Annotated in this window: 19 protein-coding genes; 7 read left to right on the top strand and 12 right to left on the bottom strand. The window is 60.4% G+C overall.

All coding sequences use genetic code 11. The features are described 5' to 3' along the window. Window positions 1–40 precede the first annotated feature (40 nt). From panB to HY067_04320, 9 genes are all read right to left on the bottom strand, one after another. Complete coding sequence (gene panB, locus HY067_04360) at window positions 41–832, bottom strand: 3-methyl-2-oxobutanoate hydroxymethyltransferase (GenBank protein MBI3527181.1); 792 nt, start codon at window positions 830–832, stop codon at window positions 41–43. Between the two features lie 175 nt (window positions 833–1,007). After that, window positions 1,008–1,649: a deoxynucleoside kinase gene (locus HY067_04355; GenBank protein ID MBI3527180.1), complete on the bottom strand. Its 642-nt coding sequence runs from the start codon at window positions 1,647–1,649 to the stop codon at window positions 1,008–1,010. Further along, entirely contained in the window at window positions 1,639–2,142 is a 504-nt protein-coding gene (gene folK, locus HY067_04350) for a 2-amino-4-hydroxy-6-hydroxymethyldihydropteridine diphosphokinase (GenBank protein MBI3527179.1), read from the bottom strand. Before folK ends, HY067_04355 begins: the two co-directional genes overlap by 11 nt. Further along, the gene (gene pcnB, locus HY067_04345; GenBank protein ID MBI3527178.1) at window positions 2,139–3,491 is read right to left on the bottom strand and encodes a polynucleotide adenylyltransferase PcnB; all 1,353 of its coding nucleotides are present in this window, start codon (window positions 3,489–3,491) and stop codon (window positions 2,139–2,141) included. The genes folK and pcnB overlap by 4 nt, the downstream gene beginning before the upstream one ends. A 69-nt stretch (window positions 3,492–3,560) precedes the next feature. After that, on the bottom strand, window positions 3,561–4,334 hold the full coding sequence (locus tag HY067_04340) for an ABC transporter ATP-binding protein (GenBank protein ID MBI3527177.1): 774 nt from the start codon (window positions 4,332–4,334) through the stop codon (window positions 3,561–3,563). Continuing rightward, on the bottom strand, window positions 4,321–5,301 hold the full coding sequence (locus HY067_04335) for an iron ABC transporter permease (protein ID MBI3527176.1): 981 nt from the start codon (window positions 5,299–5,301) through the stop codon (window positions 4,321–4,323). Before HY067_04335 ends, HY067_04340 begins: the two co-directional genes overlap by 14 nt. A gap of 30 nt (window positions 5,302–5,331) precedes the next feature. Further along, on the bottom strand, window positions 5,332–5,988 hold the full coding sequence (locus HY067_04330; GenBank protein MBI3527175.1) for an HAD family hydrolase: 657 nt from the start codon (window positions 5,986–5,988) through the stop codon (window positions 5,332–5,334). Between the two features lie 99 nt (window positions 5,989–6,087). Then, complete coding sequence (gene hda / locus HY067_04325; protein MBI3527174.1) at window positions 6,088–6,774, bottom strand: DnaA regulatory inactivator Hda; 687 nt, start codon at window positions 6,772–6,774, stop codon at window positions 6,088–6,090. Continuing rightward, entirely contained in the window at window positions 6,774–7,829 is a 1,056-nt protein-coding gene (locus HY067_04320) for an AI-2E family transporter (protein MBI3527173.1), read from the bottom strand. Before HY067_04320 ends, hda begins: the two co-directional genes overlap by 1 nt. A gap of 86 nt (window positions 7,830–7,915) precedes the next feature. Here HY067_04320 and purM point away from each other — a divergent pair, with 86 nt between their 5' ends. The 7 genes from purM to HY067_04285 all read left to right on the top strand — a co-directional run bounded on the left by purM (window position 7,916) and on the right by HY067_04285 (window position 14,810). Then, window positions 7,916–8,965 (top strand): phosphoribosylformylglycinamidine cyclo-ligase, encoded by a 1,050-nt coding sequence (gene purM / locus HY067_04315; GenBank protein MBI3527172.1) that lies wholly within the window; start codon window positions 7,916–7,918, stop codon window positions 8,963–8,965. Window positions 8,966–8,973: 8 nt separating this feature from the next. Beyond that, the gene (locus HY067_04310; GenBank protein MBI3527171.1) at window positions 8,974–9,609 is read left to right on the top strand and encodes a phosphoribosylglycinamide formyltransferase; all 636 of its coding nucleotides are present in this window, start codon (window positions 8,974–8,976) and stop codon (window positions 9,607–9,609) included. Beyond that, on the top strand, window positions 9,606–10,298 hold the full coding sequence (locus tag HY067_04305) for a DUF3108 domain-containing protein (GenBank protein MBI3527170.1): 693 nt from the start codon (window positions 9,606–9,608) through the stop codon (window positions 10,296–10,298). Before HY067_04310 ends, HY067_04305 begins: the two co-directional genes overlap by 4 nt. Next, window positions 10,299–11,555, top strand: a complete 1,257-nt coding sequence (locus HY067_04300) for an RsmB/NOP family class I SAM-dependent RNA methyltransferase (protein MBI3527169.1) — start codon at window positions 10,299–10,301, stop codon at window positions 11,553–11,555. A 4-nt stretch (window positions 11,556–11,559) separates the two neighbouring features. After that, complete coding sequence (locus HY067_04295; protein MBI3527168.1) at window positions 11,560–12,129, top strand: phospholipase D family protein; 570 nt, start codon at window positions 11,560–11,562, stop codon at window positions 12,127–12,129. 30 nt (window positions 12,130–12,159) lie between these two features. Further along, window positions 12,160–13,470 carry a mechanosensitive ion channel gene (locus HY067_04290; protein MBI3527167.1) on the top strand — a complete coding sequence of 437 codons (1,311 nt, stop codon included), beginning with the start codon at window positions 12,160–12,162 and terminating at the stop codon, window positions 13,468–13,470. A gap of 155 nt (window positions 13,471–13,625) precedes the next feature. Beyond that, on the top strand, window positions 13,626–14,810 hold the full coding sequence (locus tag HY067_04285) for a fatty acid desaturase (GenBank protein MBI3527166.1): 1,185 nt from the start codon (window positions 13,626–13,628) through the stop codon (window positions 14,808–14,810). 68 nt (window positions 14,811–14,878) lie between these two features. On the opposite strand, the gene rpmG is transcribed toward HY067_04285, so the two are convergent. The 3 genes from rpmG to radC all read right to left on the bottom strand — a co-directional run bounded on the left by rpmG (window position 14,879) and on the right by radC (window position 16,077). After that, on the bottom strand, window positions 14,879–15,034 hold the full coding sequence (gene rpmG / locus HY067_04280) for a 50S ribosomal protein L33 (GenBank protein MBI3527165.1): 156 nt from the start codon (window positions 15,032–15,034) through the stop codon (window positions 14,879–14,881). Window positions 15,035–15,055: 21 nt separating this feature from the next. After that, a complete protein-coding gene (gene rpmB / locus HY067_04275; protein ID MBI3527164.1) occupies window positions 15,056–15,292 on the bottom strand; it encodes a 50S ribosomal protein L28 in 237 nt (78 codons plus the stop codon). Between the two features lie 110 nt (window positions 15,293–15,402). Further along, on the bottom strand, window positions 15,403–16,077 hold the full coding sequence (radC, locus tag HY067_04270; GenBank protein ID MBI3527163.1) for a DNA repair protein RadC: 675 nt from the start codon (window positions 16,075–16,077) through the stop codon (window positions 15,403–15,405). Between the last annotated feature and the right edge of the window lie 40 nt (window positions 16,078–16,117).

The following is a 16,117-nucleotide window of genomic DNA, read 5'->3' as shown; positions in this document are numbered from 1 at the left end:
GCCCCAAACCCCTAGTCCCTAGCCCCTAAGTCCTGCTCCTCTAGAAACTGTGTTCGGCAGCCGGGAATGTTCCGGCCTTGACTTCGGCGACGAAGCGCTGAATCGCATCGGCGATGGACGATGCGCCCTGCATGAAATTCTTCACGAAGCGCGGCTTCTTTCCGGGATAGATGTCGAGCATGTCGTAAAGATTCAGGATCTGTCCGGAACAATTCACCCCGGCACCGATCCCCATCACCGGAATGGCCAGGGCTTCGGTCAGCATTTTGCCGACGGCGGCGGGCACCAGTTCGACCACCATCAGGCTCGCGCCGGCGTCTTGCAGCGCCTTGCCCGCACTTACCAACTGCTGCGCAGTGTCGTCGGTCTTGCCCTGCACTTTGTAGCCGCCGAGTGCGTGTACCGATTGCGGCGTAAGGCCGATATGTCCGCAGACCGGAATGCCGCGCTTGGCGAGAAACTCGATCTGCGGGGCCATGATCTCTCCCCCTTCCAGCTTGATCATGTGCGCGCCCGCACTCATCAGCCTCGCGGCGTTGTCGAAAGCCTGCTGCGGACTTTTCTGGTAACTGCCGAAGGGCATGTCGCCCAGCACCAGCGCACGCTTGGTGCCGCGGGCGACGATGCGGGTGTGATAGACCATGTCGTCCATGGTCACGGGCAGCGTCGAGTCATGGCCTTGCACCGTCATCGCCAGCGAATCGCCAACGAGAAAGATGTCGACGCCGGCGGCGTCGAGCAGCGCAGCGAAGCTCGCATCCGTGCAGGTCAACATGGTGATGCGGTCGTTTTCCTGCCGCATCTTCTGCAAAACGCTGGTCGTGACTTTCATTTGATCCATTTCACCGCAAAGTCGCAAAGGCGCAAAGGGAACGCAAAGAAGAGCAATGGCACACCAAAAAAGGGAAACGTCGCCATTGTTCGGAGTCGCGGAGTAGGAACAATCTTCCAATCCTGATTTCCTTCGCGTCACCTTTGCGCCTTGGCGCCTTTGCGGTTAACAGTTGTTATTCACCGCGGCTGAAGAACTCCCGCGGGCCCCGCATTTCGGTGATGCGGCGCAACAGTAAAGCAAAATCACCCGCGTCATCAACAAAATTCAGGTGTTCGCTGTTGACGATCAGCAGCGGCGCGGCCGAAAACTGGTAGAAGAACCGGCTGTAGGCGTCGGCGAGCCGCACCAGATATTGCTCGGAAATATTGCGTTCGTAAGTTACGCCGCGCTTGTGCACGCGCTCAATGAGCTTTTCCGAAGAAGCCTGCAGATAAATCACCAGGTCGGGCGTCGGTGCCTGCGGCATCAGGTGTCCATAGATCTGCTGGTACAAATGCAACTCGTCATCGGACAACGTCAGGCTGGCGAACAACGGATCCTTGTCGAGGATGAAATCGGCGACGGTGCCGCCCTCGAACAGGTCGATCTGCTTCAACCCGCCGACCTGCTGCACACGCTGGAACAGGAAAAACAACTGTGTCGCCAGCGCATGGCGGCGCGGATCTTCGTAAAAATGGGCGAGAAAGGGATTGGAATCCGGATCCTCGAGCAGCAATGCCTTGCCCAGATGCGCCGACAACCTGCGCGCCAGGCTGGTCTTGCCCGCGCCGATCGGCCCCTCGACGACGATGTAGCGATACTTCTCAGGCGACATCGAGTTTCTCCACGCCGCTGCGATCGACTTGCGCCAGCAGTTGCGATACCGACGCGTGCCCCGGCAAAGGCGCGTCCGGAGCAATCTCGGCAAGCGGCAGCAGCACGAAGGCCCGTTCATGCATGCGCGGGTGCGGCAATGTCAGCCCTTCCTCGTGCACGACGAGCATTCCGTATAACAGCAGGTCAAGATCCAGGGTGCGCGGCGCGTTGCGTACCGAGCGCAGGCGTCCGTGGCGGTTCTCGATGACATGCAGTGCGTCGAGGAGTTCATGCGGCGATAGCCGGGTCTGCAGCTTTGCCACCGCATTGATGAAATCCGGCTGCTCGGCGTAGCCGACCGGGACACTGCGATACAGCGAAGAAACGACCATTACGCGGGTGTGTTCGATGACATCGAGTTCTGCGATTGCCTGCCTGATCTGCCGCAACGGATTTTCCAGATTGGCACCGAGGCCGACAAAGGCCTCCGCCGCTGCCCTGCGCGCGATCATTCGGACCCGGTGGGAGCCGCTCCCGGCTCGGCATTTCCGCCAGCCGGTTTGCGCCGGCGCCGGCGCCGGCGCGGACTGCGATCCGGAAGCAGCATCTGCTTGCGGATTTCTTCGTCGGCTTTCTGGAAGTTGTCCCACCATTCCGCGATCTCGGCATCGACTTCGCCGCTGTCACAGCGCAGCACCAGGAAATCGTACGCGGCGCGAAAGCGCGGATGAGCAAGCACGCTATAGGGCCGGCGTCCGGAGCGACCGAGAAAGCGCGGCTGCAATGCCCAGATGTCCTTCATGTCCGCACCGAAGCGCCGCGGGATGGACAGTTTTTCGGCCTGTACGTGGATCACGTGATCCATCGCCTTGAACAGCGCCGGCAGGGGATTGAGGCCCTCTTCCTGCGACTGTTTCCAGGCCGCCAGCACTTCGTGCCACAGCAACGCCGCGAACAGGAAGCCCGGCGATATCGGTTTGTCCGCGCGCATGCGTTCGTCCGTGCTCTTCAGCGCCATCATCACGAAGCGCTCTCCCATCGGTTGCTCGAGAATCACGTCGAGCATCGGCAACAGACCGTGGTGCAGTCCTTCCTGGCGCAATTGCAGCAGACAGGCGGTGGCATGCCCGGAGAACAGCAACTTCATCATTTCTTCGAACAGCCGCGCCGACGGCACATTGGCAAGCGATGGTGCGAGACTTTTGATCGGAGCGCGGGTGTCGGCCTCGATCTTGAGGCCGAGTTTGGCGGAAAGACGCACGGCGCGCAGCATGCGCACGGGATCTTCGCGATAGCGCTGATCGGGATCGCCGATCATGCGCAGGCGACGCGCTTTCAGGTCGTCGAGCCCGTCGCAGAAATCCAGGATCTGTTCGGTCGTCGGATCGTAGAACAGCGCATTGATCGTGAAATCACGCCGGGTGGCATCCTCTTCCCGGGTGCCGAACACGTTGTCGCGCAGGATGCGGCCGTGCTCGTCGGCGCGCTGATCTTCCTGTTCGCCGCCCTGGCGCGCGCGAAACGTGGATACCTCCACCGTGTCTTCGCCGAACATGACGTGAACCAGGCGGAAACGCCGTCCGATGATGCGCGAGCGCCGGAATACGCTGCGCACCTGCTCCGGCGTGGCGTCGGTGGCGATGTCGAAATCTTTCGGCTCCAGTCCGAGCAGCAGATCGCGGACCGCACCGCCGACCACATAAGCCGCAAATCCTTTTTCCTGCAACCCGGTGGTGACGCGCCGCGCGCTCGAGCTGATCTTGTCCCTGGATAGACCGTGCTTGCTGCGCGGAATGACCTGCGGCTGGGCAGACGGCGATGACCGGCCGGAGAATACCCGGCGAAGCAGTTTCCGAATCATCAAATAGCGGAGAATTCCGTAGTGGAGAATTCTGTGGCGGCGTGAAAGCGGGGATTATACATGCGACCCCTACCCCGATTGCCTTCCCGGCAGGAACAGGCGTTCGCCGCCGACCTCGACCGGCACCAGAGGAAATCCATACAGCTCCCCGAGGTGATCCGCGGTCAATGCTTCGTCTGCAGGACCGACGCTGAAGCGTCCGTCCCCGAACAGCAGCAGGAAACGGTTGCAGTAGCGGGCGGCGAAGAGGAGATCATGCAACACCATGACAACGATCGCGTCTCGATTGCGCGCTTCGTTCGAGAGCCGCTCCAGCACCGCCACCTGGTGCGGCAGATCGAGATGTTGCAAGGGCTCGTCGAGCAAATAGACGGCAGGCCGTTGCGCGAACAGCGCCGCCGCGCGCGCGCGCTGACGCTCTCCACCGGAGAGCGAGGTAAAAGCACGGTTGCCGAGGCCGCCCAGATGCATCGCTTCGATCTCGCTTTCGGCGATGCGTTCGTCCTCCGCGCTCCATCCGAATGGACTGCGCGCATGCGGATAGCGCCCGAGCAGAACGTAGTCGCGCACGCTGCCCCAGAATTCGCGACTCTCCTCCTGCAGGAGTACGCCGATGTGCCGCGCCAGCGCGCGTCTGGGCGCGTTACCGACCATCGAATCCTTCAGCGTGACATGGCCCGCCTCGGGCGGCCGCAACGCGGCGAGCACATGCAATAGCGTGGACTTGCCACTGCCATTGCGACCGAGCACGGTCCACACTTCACCCGGCCGAAACTCCATCGACAGTCCGTCGACGAGCATCTGCCCGGGATAAGCAAGCCGCAAATCTTCAGTGCGCAGCATCTTTGTTTTTGCCTGCAAGAAGCAGCAGCAGGATCGGCACGCCGAGCAACGCGGTGAGCACCCCGACGGGAAACTGCAAAGGCGCCCAGGCACTGCGGGCCACGGTGTCGGCCAGTGTCAGGAAACCGCCGCCGACGAGAACCGAACCGGGTAACAGCCAGCGGTGGTCCGCGAGGCCAAGCAGGCGCACCAGATGGGGCACGATCAGGCCGACAAAACCGACGGTGCCGCCGACCAGCACCGCGGTAACCGCAGCGACGGCAGCCACGCCGAACAGGACGATTTCGATGCCGCTGACCGCCACACCAAGAGACTGCGCCTTCATCCTTCCAAGTGCGAGCACGTTCATTGCGGGGGCGAACGGCATCGCCACGGCGAACAGCAGCACCAGCACAGCCAACGCCGGCAGCGGATTGCCGGCGTAGCCAAGGTCGCCCATCAGCCAGTACAACATGCCCTTTACCGCGGTCTGCGGCGCAAGCACCAGGATCAGACTGAGCAGCGCATTCAGTCCGGCCGCCACCACCACGCCGGTCAGCAACAACCGATACGGATTCCAATTGCCGGCACGCAAGCTCAGTCCGAATACCAGCACAGAGGCCAATACCGCTCCGGCCAGCCCCAGGCCGGTCTGCATCAACGTCCCCACGCCGAGCACCATGCCGAACATCACACCGAGCGCGGCGCCGCCGGAAATGCCGAACACATAGGGATCCGCGAGCGGATTACGCAGCAGGACCTGCATCAGCGCGCCGGCCAGCGCCAGCAGCGCTCCGCAGGAAAACGCCGCCAATACACGTGGCAGACGCAGCTTCCAGACGATGTCGGAAATTGCATCACTCCCGGGCTGCACCAGCGCGAAAAAGAGTTTGGCAAAAGGGATGGGGACGCTGCCGGCACCGAGCCCGACGACGACGCTGATCGCAGCGATCAGCGACAACACGACGATTCCGGCGGCACGCGACATGAATAGGTTCAGCCGCAGCGCCCGTGGCGACTAACGCAGGCTGATAACGCGCCAGTCGTGCCTGAGCGCGTGTTCCTTGAGAGTCTCATCGGGGTCCACGGCAACCGGATGGCTGACGATGGACAGCAGCGGCAGATCGTTCAACGAGTCGCTGTAAAACCAGGTTTCCGAGACCGTTTCCCATTCGATACCGTGCTCGGCCATCCAGCTCTTCAGGCGCTCGACCTTGCCTTCGCGGAACGACGGCACCCCCCGCACCCGGCCGGTAAATTCACCGCCGACTTCCTCGGGCTCGGTGGCGATCAGGTTTTCTATGCCGAGCTCGCGCGCGATCGGGGCGGTAACGAAGCTGTTGGTGGCGGTGATCACCACGCGCGCATCATCATGATGGCTGTCGATCAGGTCGCGTGCCTTCTGCGTGATGATCGGCAGGATATTCTTCTGCATGAATTCGGCATGCCACTGATCGAGCTGCCTGCGCGGATGCCGCGCCAGAGGCTTCAACTGAAAATCGAGGAATTCGTGAATATCGAGCGTGCCGGATTTATAGGCTTCGTAAAAGTGGCGATTGCGCGCTTCGTAGACCTCCCGATCGAGCACTTCCTTTTCGATCAGGAATTGCGCCCATTCGAAATCGCTGTCGCCGGCGAGGAGGGTATTGTCCAGATCGAACAGGGCGAGGCGCATGAGGGGGGTGCGAAGCAGGCGGGAAGGGACGTGAAAAGGCGACAGAAGTATAGCCTAAAAGCCCCCGAAAGCGCCCGACGGTTGCAACTGGCTGATTCGCTATTCGCGGTCGCCGTCGTCTTCCGAGCGCAGCAATTCCTTGAGTAACGGCAGCGTGATTGGCCGCTTGGCTTCCAGCGAATGGCGATCGAGCGCGTCGAGGACGCTCATCAGGGAGGGTAGATCGCGACTCAGGTGGCGCAGAAGATAGTCGATCACGCCGTCCGGAAGGTCGAACGAGCGCGAGGCGGCATGGCGTTTGAGCGCCAGCGCCTTTTCGTCATCGGTGAGCGCCTGTACCTGGTAGACGAGTCCCCATCCCAGCCGGGTTAACAGTTCCGGGCGCAGCTTCAATCGTGCCGGCGGAGCATCGCCGGCAGCCAGCACAATCCCGGCACGTTCGCGCAGCTGGTTGTAGAGATTGAAAAACGCACGCTGGTTGCGGGCGTCGAGCGTCTCGACGTCGTCCACCGCCACGGCGCGCAATTCCGCCGCAGGCGCAGGGATCGGATCGCCCCGGGAAACATGCAGGCAGACAAGTCCGGCGGCGTTCAGCGCGGCGATGGTTGCGCGCAACAGGTGAGAACGTCCGCTGCCCGCATCGCCCCACAGATAGATGCATCGCTCCACGCTGCGCCCCGCAACGAGATTGCCGAGCAAGGTCAGCAATTCGGCGTTGCGCCCCGGAAAGAAATTGTCCAGCGCCGGGGCGGGAGGCGGCGCAAGGATGAGTGCCAGCTGCTTCATCAGGATTTGTACAGGTCGCTATCGAGGTAGTGTGCACGCACGTGGCGCAGCGCTACCAGCAGAGCCGCGCTGGCGGTCAGCGCGAGCAGCACACCGAAGAAACCGAACAGCTTGCCGAATACGAGCAGCGCGAATATCACCGCAACGGGATGCAAGCCGATACGATTGCCCACCAGCCACGGGGTCACCACCATGCCCTCGAGCGCCTGACCGATGCCGAAGGTGATCCACACCCCTGCGAGGCCCAGCACGCCGTCGAATTGATTGAACCCGGCCAGCGTCCCAAGCAGCAGCCCGACTAGTGCCCCCAGATAAGGCACGAACACCAGCAGGCCGGAAAGAATGCCGATCGGCAGCGCGTATTCGAGGCCGGCGATCCACAGCGCCGCGGCGTAGTACGCGGCCATGAGCAACATCACCAGGAGCTGGCCGCGTAAAAACTCGCCGAGCACGCGGTCGATTTCCCCGGTTATGTTGCGGGCTCCGGGGTGCAGCCTGCGCGGAATCAGATCTTCGATCCGGTGCACGATTTCGTGCCAGTCGCGCAGGAAATAGAACAACACCACCGGCATCAGCAGCACGGTGGTGAAGAACCCGACGATCGCCACGCCGCCCGTCGTGATCCTGGGCAATAGTGTTCTGACGAAGTCGCTGTCAGTCCGCAGACTGTCGGCAACAGCCTGCCGGAAATGCTCCATATCGAGATTCAATTCGACGCCGAGCGTTCCGGACAGCCACGGCAGCAGCAGGGTGCGTGCCCAGTCGAGGTATTCCGGCATGCGCTGCAGAAAAGCGACGAACTGACGTTCGACCATGGGCAAAACGATCAGTGCGAGCGCCGCCAAACCGACTACCAGCAGCGCCATGACGATCGCAGCCGCCAGCCAGCGCGGCAGTTTTCGCGCAATCCGGTCAACTGGCGGCAGGCAGATGTAAGCAAGTACCGCGGACAGCAGGAACGGGGTGAGGATGGGCGCGATGAGATAAAGCAGCAACCCGGCAGCGGCGGCGGCAAGCAGATACCAGGCAAATCGCACAGGAAATACCGTAGACATTTGGAGTAAAATTCGCCGCGCAAAGAGCCACACGACCGGACCGCAATCCGGTCGCCACTTTATCCCGAAGAACCCGGCAACTCAACTTGAAAACCGATCGCCCCGTTTCCAATTCGCTGTCCTATCGTGACGCCGGCGTCGACATCGACGCCGGCGATGAGCTTGTCGACAATATCAAACCCTTTGCTAAACGCACGCTGCGCGACGGCGTGCTGGCCGGAATCGGCGGATTCGGCGCGTTGTTCGAAGTGCCGAAGAGATACAAGGAACCGGTGCTGGTGTCGGGCACCGACGGCGTCGGCACCAAGCTCAAGCTCGCGTTCCATCTGAACCGGCACGACACGGTCGGTGTCGATCTGGTCGCAATGAGCGTGAACGACATCCTGGTGCAAGGCGCCGAACCGCTGTTCTTTCTTGACTACTTCGCCTGCGGGAAGCTCGACGTGGCGACCGCCACGCAGGTCGTGAAGGGCATTGCCGCGGGATGCGAGCAGGCCGGTTGCGCGCTGATCGGTGGCGAGACCGCGGAAATGCCCGGCATGTATCCGCCGGGGGAGTACGACCTTGCCGGATTTGCCGTCGGAGCGGTGGAAAAAAGCAAAATCATCAATGGCTCGGATATCGTGCCGGGCGATGCCGTCCTCGGACTGGCCAGCAGCGGCGCGCATTCGAACGGTTATTCGCTGATACGCAAGATCGTCGACTCTTCATGCGCGGATTTGTCATCCGGATTCGACGGCCGGACGTTGGGAGAAGCATTGCTGGCGCCTACGCGCATCTATGTGAAGCCAGTATTGGCGGTACTGCGCGAAGTCCACATCAAGGGCCTCGCGCATATTACCGGCGGTGGGTTGGTGGAAAACGTGCCGCGTGTGTTGCCGAACAACGTATGCGCGGAACTGAAAAAAAACGCCTGGCCGCGGCCGCCGTTGTTCGACTGGCTGCAGAGAAACGGCGACGTCTCGGAAGCCGAGATGCATCGGGTATTCAACTGCGGCATCGGCATGGTGGCGATCGTCGCCGCCGAACATGCCGGGCGCACGATCGAGGCGCTGCAGCGGGAAGGAGAAACTGTCTTCCGTATCGGCGAGATCCGCCGCAGGCGCGGCGACGAAGCGCAGACTGTGGTCATCTGAAAGGGACGATGAAGCGCATCGTCATCCTGATTTCAGGCCGCGGCAGCAACCTGCAGGCGGTTCTCGAGGCAAAGCTGAATGCAGCGATCGCGGCAGTGATCAGCAACAATCCGACGGCCAAGGGCCTGCAGATTGCGCATGACGCGGGTGTGGAGTCCAAAGTGGTGAACCACCGCGATTATCCGGATCGAACGAACTTCGACAGGGCGCTTGCCGACACAATCGCGGCGTATCGTCCGGACCTGATCGTGCTGGCCGGTTTCATGCGGATTCTCACGGAGGAATTTATTGAACGATTCAGCGGCAGGATCATGAACATCCACCCTTCCTTGCTACCGGCGTTCCCCGGCCTCGACACTCACCGGCGCGCCATCGACGAAGGCGTCAAGCTGCATGGCTGCACGGTGCATTTCGTCACGCCGACGCTGGACCACGGGCCGATCGTCATTCAGGCGGCCGTGCCGGTGCTGCCCGACGATGACGAGGAACGCCTTGCCGCCCGGGTGCTCGAACAGGAGCACGCTATCTATGTACAGGCCATCCGCTGGTTCCTGGACGACCAACTCGCTATCGAAGGCAACCACGTAAAGGTTTCCGCAAGCTGCCAGTACACGGGATCCATGATCTCTCCCCTGCCAAGATGATGCGCTACGCCCCGATCGTGCTGATGTTTCTGGCTGGCCCGGCCTGGACGACACAGCCTCCGCAACGCGTGCAGATGGATTTTGCCGTCACTTCCGGAGCCATGCACCTCGGCGACGGACGCGATGTACTGGAACACGACGGCAAGCAATATTCGGTCATAAGCGAATCGAAGACAGTCGGCCTCGCCGCCTTCTTTTACAAGATGAACATCCGCCGTGAAAGCCGCGGTCTGATAACGAAAAATGGCCTGCGGCCGCTGCATTTCGAAGAAGACCGCACCCGCAAACCGAAGCGTGCCGCGGATTTCGACTGGGACACCAAACTGATCAAGCTGACCGACGGCGCCAGTGTCGAAACCGTTCCGCTGCCGGACAACACATTCGACCAGACCAGTTTTGCCTACGCGTTTGCGTTCAGGCCACCGAGCGAGGAAATCCTGGCCGTACACCTCACGGATGGCCGCAGGCTCTCCGATTACAAATACCAGGTCATCGGCAAGGAGAAACTGAATACGCCGCTCGGCGACCTGGAAACAGTGCACTTCCAGAAAATTCGGGAAGCCGATGACAAGCGCGGGTTCGAGGTCTGGCTCGCAGTCGAGCACCATTACCTGCCCGTGCGAATTCGCTTCATCGAAAAAGACAGCACCGTGCTGGATTCGACCGTCACCGCAATCACTTATCAATAGATGCAACCGACCACGGCAATGATGCAGGCGGCTACGGCGGCCGTCGATCTCGCATTGCCGATGACCCATCCGGCCGATGCGGTGTTGCGCAGTTTCTTCAGCACCAACAGGGAACTGGGCCAGCGCGATCGCGCGTTCATCGCCGAAACGTTATTTTCCGTTTTGCGCAACAAGCGGTTACTCGAGCAGCTCGTCTCCCGGCCGACTCCGCGAAAACTCGTCTGCGCCGCGCTGATCAAGTTGCAGGGCTACAGCATTGGACAACTTGGAGCTTTCCTGAAAAGCAGCGACCGCGATTGGGTCCTCGAACTCAAGACCGCCAACATCGAAACGCTGCCGGCGGCTGTGAAACTGAGTCTGCCCGACTGGCTGTACGACCGCCTGGTCGCAGAAACGTCAGAGCAAGAGACAATCGCCTTTGGCCGGGCCATGCTCAAGACTGCTCCGCTCGACCTGCGGGTCAATACGCTGATTGCGGATCGCGGGCAGGTGCTGCGCGATCTGCGTGCGAGCGGCTTCGATGCCGCGCCTACACGTTTTTCGCCGGTCGGCATCCGCGTCGCCGGAAAGCCGGCCATCAACCGCCACGAATTGTTTTCCACAGGCGCAATCGAAGTGCAGGACGAAGGCAGCCAGCTGCTGGGCTATCTCGTTGCGCCGAAACGCCGGGAAATGGTGGTGGACTTCTGCGCCGGCGCAGGCGGCAAGACGTTGCTGATGGGCGCGATGATGCAATCCCAGGGCAGGCTGTATGCTCTCGACGTTTCGGAGAAGCGCCTCAAGAACCTCGCCCCCAGGCTCAAGCGTTCAGGATTGTCCAACGTACACCCGCAGATTATTGCAAGCGAAAACGACATCAAGGTGAAGCGCTTGGCCGGCAAGATCGACCGCGTGCTGGTGGACGCGCCATGCAGCGGACTCGGCACATTGCGACGCAATCCCGATCTGAAATGGCGCCAGTCGCCGCAGACGATCGACGAACTCGCGGTAAAGCAGCGAGCGATCCTCTCGGCGGCAGCGACATTGCTCAAGCCCGGCGGGCGCCTGGTGTATGCGACTTGCAGTGTGCTGGCCCGGGAAAACCGCGAGGTCGTCGAGCAATTTCTTGCGGACCGCCCCGACTTCCGGCCAGTCAGCTGCCAGCAAGCGCTGGAGGAAAGCCACATCGCACTCGATAGCGAAGATTTTCTGGAACTGCGTCCGCAAACGCACGAGACCGACGCCTTTTTCGCGACGGTCATGCAAAGGTGGGCGTGAACGGATGAAAAATCCGGGCCTTGCGCTGCTGGTCGTCAGCTTTGCGTTTGTGGCGCATGCGTTCGCGTTCGACCCCTCAAAAGTCATCCCCGCAACCGGCACGATCGAATTCGCCTTCACTCCTGGGGACGATGCCGCCGATCTGATTGTGCGAACGATCGATGCCGCCAGATCGCAGGTCCTGGTGCAGGCGTTCAGTTTTACCCATCGCGGAATTGCCGACGCGCTGGTTCGCGCCCATCACCGTGGCCTCGACGTGCAGGTTATTGCAGACAGAGATCAGACCGAGCTGGTCGAGTCGAGCGCGATGCAGCATCTTGTCGGTGCCGGACTGCCAGTATTCATGGACGCCGATCACTCGGCGGCCCACAACAAGGTGATCGTCATCGACCACAATGCAAAACAGCCGACCCTGATCACCGGCAGCTTCAATTTCACATTTGCAGCACAGTATCGTAATGCCGAAAATGTGCTCGTGCTGCACGGCAATCCCGATCTCACCCGGGTATTCTTCGACAATTGGCAGCAGCATCGCGAACACGCGATTGCGGTGGTTCGCAGCCAATCCAGATGACATAAAAGTCCTCCGTCATTGGGAGAAACGATGAAAAACCAGTCCGAACTCGGACGTCTGCTGGCGGATCTGTTCGACGACCTGCAGCGCGGCGTTATCCTGTGGCAAATTGTCATCATTGCGCTTGCGCTTCTCATCGCCTGGCAGGTCGCGCGCCATCTGCGCCGCCGGCTAGCAGCATCCACCGTCGCCGCCGATCCTGAAAGGACAATGAAGATCAGTGTCGGCGGAATGAACCGCGAATTGTTCCCGGTAACCGCGCTCGTGCTTCTGCTGATCGGCCGCTGGGCGCTGGAAGATCACCAGCCCATCCACTTGCTCAATATCGCCGTTCCGCTGGTGCTGGCGATGGTGATCATCCGCGGGGTGATCTACTTGTTGCGCCATACTTTCGCGCCCGGGGGTCTTTTGCGCTCCTGGGAAATGGCGATCGCGTGGCTGGTCTGGCTGGGGGTGGCGCTGTACATCGTCGGGCTGTTGCCGGCCATCGGAAGATTCCTGGAGGACACGGCATTTCGCATCGGCCAGCAGCGCCTCTCGCTGGCGATGGTACTCACCGCATTGTTGACAGTCGTGCTGACGGTACTGGCCGCGCTCTGGATTGGCCGGATACTCGAGGCGCGCATCATGGCTTTGCAGCACGTCGAGATCAATCTGCGATTCGCGTTGACCAAGATTCTGCGCAGCATACTTGTGGTTATGGCGGTCCTGATCGCAATGCCAATCGTCGGGATCGACATCACCGTACTATCCGTCTTCGGCGGCGCGCTGGGCGTGGGCATCGGATTCGGCCTGCAGAAAGTCGCGGCCAATTACATCAGCGGTTTCACCATCCTGCTGGACCGGACTGTCAGCCCCGGCGATCTGGTGACGGTCGATCATTTTTATGGGGAAGTGACCAAGCTCACGTCCCGCTGCATCATCGTCCGCGGTCCGGATGGCACGGAAGCGATTGTGCCAAACGAAACGGTGATCACTTCGACGGTGATCAATCATTCGTACTCCAATCGCCGCGTTCTGATGCGTATTCCGGTGCAGATCAGTTATTCCAGCAATCTGGAAACTGCCTTGAAATTGATGCTGGAAGCCGCATATTCGCATCCACGGGTGTTGAAAGACCCGGCTCCGACGGCTCTTTTGACCGCGTTCGGGGATAACGGTATCAACCTCGAACTGATGGCGTGGATAGAGGATCCGGAGCGCGGCAAGCTCAACTTCAATTCAGACTTGAATCTGGCGTTGTACAAGAGCTTCTGCGCCAACAATATCGAGATCCCTTTCCCACAGCGCGATATCCGCATCGTTGGCGGGCTCAATTCCAGCGAAATGGCGCCGAAATGAGCCTATCGAGGGCCGATGTGGCGTCAATACGCCATCGGGGCATCCCCTAGATTTTGTTACGAAAATTTACCTTGCGGGAGCGCCCCCGTGCTGTACAATCGGCGCCGTTATCTTTCTGATTCTACGAGGTTACCTGCATGAATGTGAACGGGTTTATGGACTTGCCGAGTTGGGCAAACGGGCTCGTCGAACTGCCGTGGTGGGGCTATATAGTGGTCGCGCTCCTGATGACCCATATCACCATTGCAGCCGTGACCATTTACTTGCATCGTCATTCGGCACATCACGCGCTGGATCTCCATCCTGCTGTTGCGCATTTCTTCCGCCTCTGGCTCTGGTTGACTACCGGCATGTCCACCAAGGCGTGGACGGCGATTCATCGCAAGCATCACGCCAAATGCGAGACCGAGGAAGACCCGCACAGTCCGCAGATTCTGACCCTGAAGAAAGTGCTGCTCGAAGGCAGCGAGCTTTATCGCAAGGAAGCGGCCAATCAGGAAACGCTGGACAAGTACGGCCACGGAACGCCGGACGACTGGTTGGAACGAAATGTTTATACCCGTACCGACAAGGGTGGCGTCGCAATAATGCTGGTATTGGACATCCTGCTGTTCGGACCGCTAGGCCTGACCGTCTGGGCCGTACAGATGTTGTGGATTCCGGTGACGGCTGCCGGCGTGATCAACGGCGTGGGCCACTATTTCGGATACCGCACCTTCCAAGTGGAAGATGCTAGCACCAACATCGTGCCGTGGGGCATTCTTATCGGCGGTGAGGAGTTACATAACAACCACCACGCTTACGCCTCTTCGGCCAGACTGTCGAGCAAATGGTATGAGTTCGACATCGGCTGGTTTTACATCCGCGTGCTGGATATGCTGAATCTCGCACAGGTCAAGAAACTCGCACCGCAAGTCAAAATGGAATCCGGCAAGGCGAAATGCGACCTGCAGACGCTGCAGGCCGTCATCACCCATCGCTACGACGTCCTGGCCCGCTTTACCAGGTCGCTTCGTGCGACTTGCGCCGACGAATTACGTCGCATGCGCGAGCACAAATCGGGGCATGCCATCGACTTGCAGACCATGAAGCGCTGGCTGCATCTGGACGCGAAGTTCGTGCCGGAACAGGAGAAGGCGAAGCTGGACGAAGTGCTCAACACCAGCAAGGTACTGACGACGGTTTATTCGATGCGCCAGGAATTGGCGATGCTGTGGCAACGATCGACGGCCAACAAGGAACAGTTGCTTTCACAGCTGGAAGACTGGTGCCATCGCGCCGAGAAAAGCGATATCGCTCCGTTGCGCGATTTCTCCCGAACGCTGCGCTGCTACGCCTGACCACGAGTCAACGATACAATGAAAAAGCCCGCCGATCGGCGGGCTTTTTCATTTCGGCGAAACCGCAGTTACTTGAGCTTGGTTTCTTTATAGATAACGTGCTTGCGGGCAACCGGGTCGAATTTCTTCATTTCGATCTTGTCCGGCGTCGTGCGCTTGTTCTTGGTGGTGGTATAGAAGTGGCCGGTTCCGGCGGACGATTCCAGTTTGATTTTCTCTCTCATGTCGCTCTCCCGGCTGAATGATTAGATCTTGTCGCCGCGGGCACGCAACTCGGCCAGAACCACGTCGATGCCCTTCTTGTCGATCGTGCGCAGGCCGGCGTTGCTCACACGCATGTTCACCCAGCGGTTTTCGCTCTCGACCCAGAAGCGGCGGTATTGCAGATTGGGCAAAAAGCGGCGTTTGGTCTTGTTGTTGGCATGGGACACGCGGTTCCCGACCACCGGCTTCTTGCCGGTAACTTCACATACTCTCGCCATGATGGCTTCTCCAGGCTGCGTTTCTGATCGGGCTGCCGACGTGGCGACCCGGCAAATTCGGAAAGATGCGCTTTATATCATAGTTCCAGCGGCTTACTCAACATAACCTTCTACAACAGCCCGCGCTCGGCGAAGGACAGCGTGGCCCCGCGGCCAACGACGAAATGGTCCAGCACCCGAACGTCGATCAGTGCGAGCGCTTCCTTCAGCGCTTGCGTAAGAGTTTCATCGGCATGGCTGGGTTCGGCTACCCCCGATGGATGGTTATGCGCGAAAATTACCCCGGCAGCATTGTGATGCAAGGCCCTCCTGACGACTTCCCGCGGGAAGACACTCGTCTGGGTCAAAGTTCCGCTGAACAGCTCCTCCACGGCGATCACCCGGTTCTGAGCATCCAAGAACAATCCCACGAAGACTTCCACCTGCCGGTTCTGGATAGAAAGCCGCAGGAAGTCGCGTACGGTCGTCGGTGAGCTTAAATTGATACCCGACTTCATTTCTGCCGCCAACGCGCGCCGGGTGAGCTCGGTGGCGGCCTGCAGCTGCGCATACTTGGCGCTACCCAAACCCGGGACGGCACAGAAGGCCTCGCGGCTCGCGCCACTAAGCCCGGCCAGCGAGCCAAATTTTGCAAGCAGCGCGCGAGCCAAGTCGACGGCGCTTTTCCCCTTCGTTCCCGTGCGCAGGAAAATTGCCAGCAATTCGGCATCCGATAGACTGCCTGGCCCCTTTGCCAACAATTTCTCCCGGGGCCTGTCGTCTTCCGGCCAATCGTTGATCGCCATACGATCCTCGTACTTTTATATTTTGCAACAACAGTTTACA

Source organism: Betaproteobacteria bacterium, from assembly GCA_016194905.1.
Lineage (GTDB): Bacteria > Pseudomonadota > Gammaproteobacteria > Burkholderiales > JACQAP01 > JACQAP01.
Note: the sequence above shows the minus strand (reverse complement) of the source record. Positions and strands in the feature narration are given on the sequence as shown.